This window comes from Pseudonocardia sp. N23 (genome assembly GCF_002583555.1).
Classification (GTDB): domain Bacteria; phylum Actinomycetota; class Actinomycetes; order Mycobacteriales; family Pseudonocardiaceae; genus Pseudonocardia.
Genome location: NZ_BEGX01000072.1, coordinates 1 through 1,810 on the forward strand (window position 1 = coordinate 1; position 1,810 = coordinate 1,810).

At 71.7% G+C, this 1,810-nt stretch carries 1 protein-coding gene and 2 pseudogenes; all 3 read left to right on the forward strand.

Annotated features, from left to right (window positions below; translation table 11 throughout):
- Positions 1–27: 27 nt before the first annotated feature.
- Positions 28–183 (forward strand): annotated as a pseudogene (locus TOK_RS35435) (helix-turn-helix domain-containing protein); the annotation flags it as partial.
- A 7-nt stretch (positions 184–190) separates the two neighbouring features.
- A pseudogene (locus TOK_RS34750) lies at positions 191–337 on the forward strand (helix-turn-helix domain-containing protein); the annotation flags it as partial.
- Positions 338–427: 90 nt separating this feature from the next.
- The coding region (locus TOK_RS21305) for an integrase core domain-containing protein (protein WP_253258541.1) at positions 428–1,810 on the forward strand (1,383 nt) is incomplete at its 3' end.

The window sequence follows — 1,810 nt, forward strand, 5'->3', positions numbered from 1 at the left end:
GGGAGGCCGGGAATGGCCCTGGTGGACATGACCGTGGTCGAACAGCGCTACCGCGCCGTCCTCGCCGTGCAGCGAGGAGAACCCCGACAGCAGGTCGCAGCCCAATACGGCGTCTCGCGACAGACCCTGCACACCTGGATCACCCGCTACCACGCCGACGGCCTCGCCGGGCTCGTCTCCCGCTCACCGCCCCGACACCTGCCCACACCAGGCCCCCGACGAGGTCGAGGTCGCGGTCTGCGAGATGCGCCGCGGACACCCCCGCTGGGGACCACGCCGCATCGCCCACGAACTCACCGGACGACTCGGCGAGGACGCACCGTCACGCAGCACGGTGGCCCGGATCCTGCGTCGCAACGGCCTGGTCGAACCACGCTCACGACGACGCACACGCGCCGACTACAAACGCTGGGAACGCGCCGAACCGATGGCGCTGTGGCAACTCGACATCGTCGGCGGCGTCCTCATCCACAACGCCCACGGCGGCCCCGATGCCACTGTCGAGGCGAAGATCGTGACGGGGGTCGACGACCACTCCCGCTTCGCCGTCATCGCCACCGTCGTCACCCGCGCCACCGGCCGCGCGGTCTGCCTCGCCTTCGCGAACGCGTTGCGCCGCTACGGAATCCCCGAAGAAGTCCTCACCGACAACGGCAAACAGTTCACCGCCCGCTTCGGCCACGGCGGCGAAGTGCTCTTCGACCGGATCTGCCGCGACAACGCCATCGTCCACCGCCTCACCCAACCCGCCTCCCCCACCACCACCGGGAAGGTCGAGCGGTTCCACCTGAGCCTGCGCCGGGAGTTCCTCGACCACACCGGCCCGTTCCCGACCCTGCTCACCGCCCAGGCCGCGCTCGACACCTGGATCACCACCTACAACTGCGACCGCCCCCACCAAGCCCTGGACATGGCCTGTCCCGCCGACCGCTTCGCCCCCAGCCAGCACCGCCGCGACGACGAGGACCTGCTCCCGCTGCGGCTCCCCGCCCAACTCACCACAGCCCCACTCGCCCCGGCCCCGCCCGACACCGCCCCCGAGCCCGCGGCGGATGGACGTGTCGAGGACCCGCCCGACCCCGGTGTCTATCGGGGCGGGCCGGTCGAGTTCGAGCGCGTCGTCCCCGCCTCCGGGAACCTCGCAGTGCTGGGCAAACAGTTCTGGCTCGGCCCACTGCGCGCCGGGGTCACGGTCACGTTCTGGGCCGACACCCAAGTCGTCCACCTCACCGCCGGCGGCGCCCGGATCAAGTCCGTCCGCTCCCCCTACAGCGCCAACCAGCTCGCCACCCTGGCCTCCACCGGCGCCCGCCCCGCCGGCCCACCACCCCTGCCACCGGCCGAGAACGACGGCACCGCCGTCGAGGTCGACCGCACCGTCTCCCGGGTCGGCACCATCTCCCTGGCCGGATCCTGGCTCCTGGCCGCGGAAATCCTGGGCGGGCGCCGGGTCAGCGTCCGCATCGAGGACCACGTCCTGCTGATCTTCGACCCGGACACTCGGGAGTTGCTGCGCACCCGCCCGAACCCGCTGACCTATCAGCAGGTCCGACGGCTACGCGGAGCCCGACCGGCCGGCCCACCACCCCGGCCCAGGACCGAGCCGGTCACCGTCACCCGCCGAGCGTCGAACTCCGGCACGATCATGATCGCCCGCCAAGTCCTCGCGCTGGGCCGGCCCCACGCCCACACCCTCGTGACCGCGCACGTCGCCGAACACACGATCACCGTCGACTTCGTCGACGGCGCCCAACGCGTCTTCACCCGCACCACGACCGGAGCGATCCGTAATCTCAAAGCCCAGAACCGC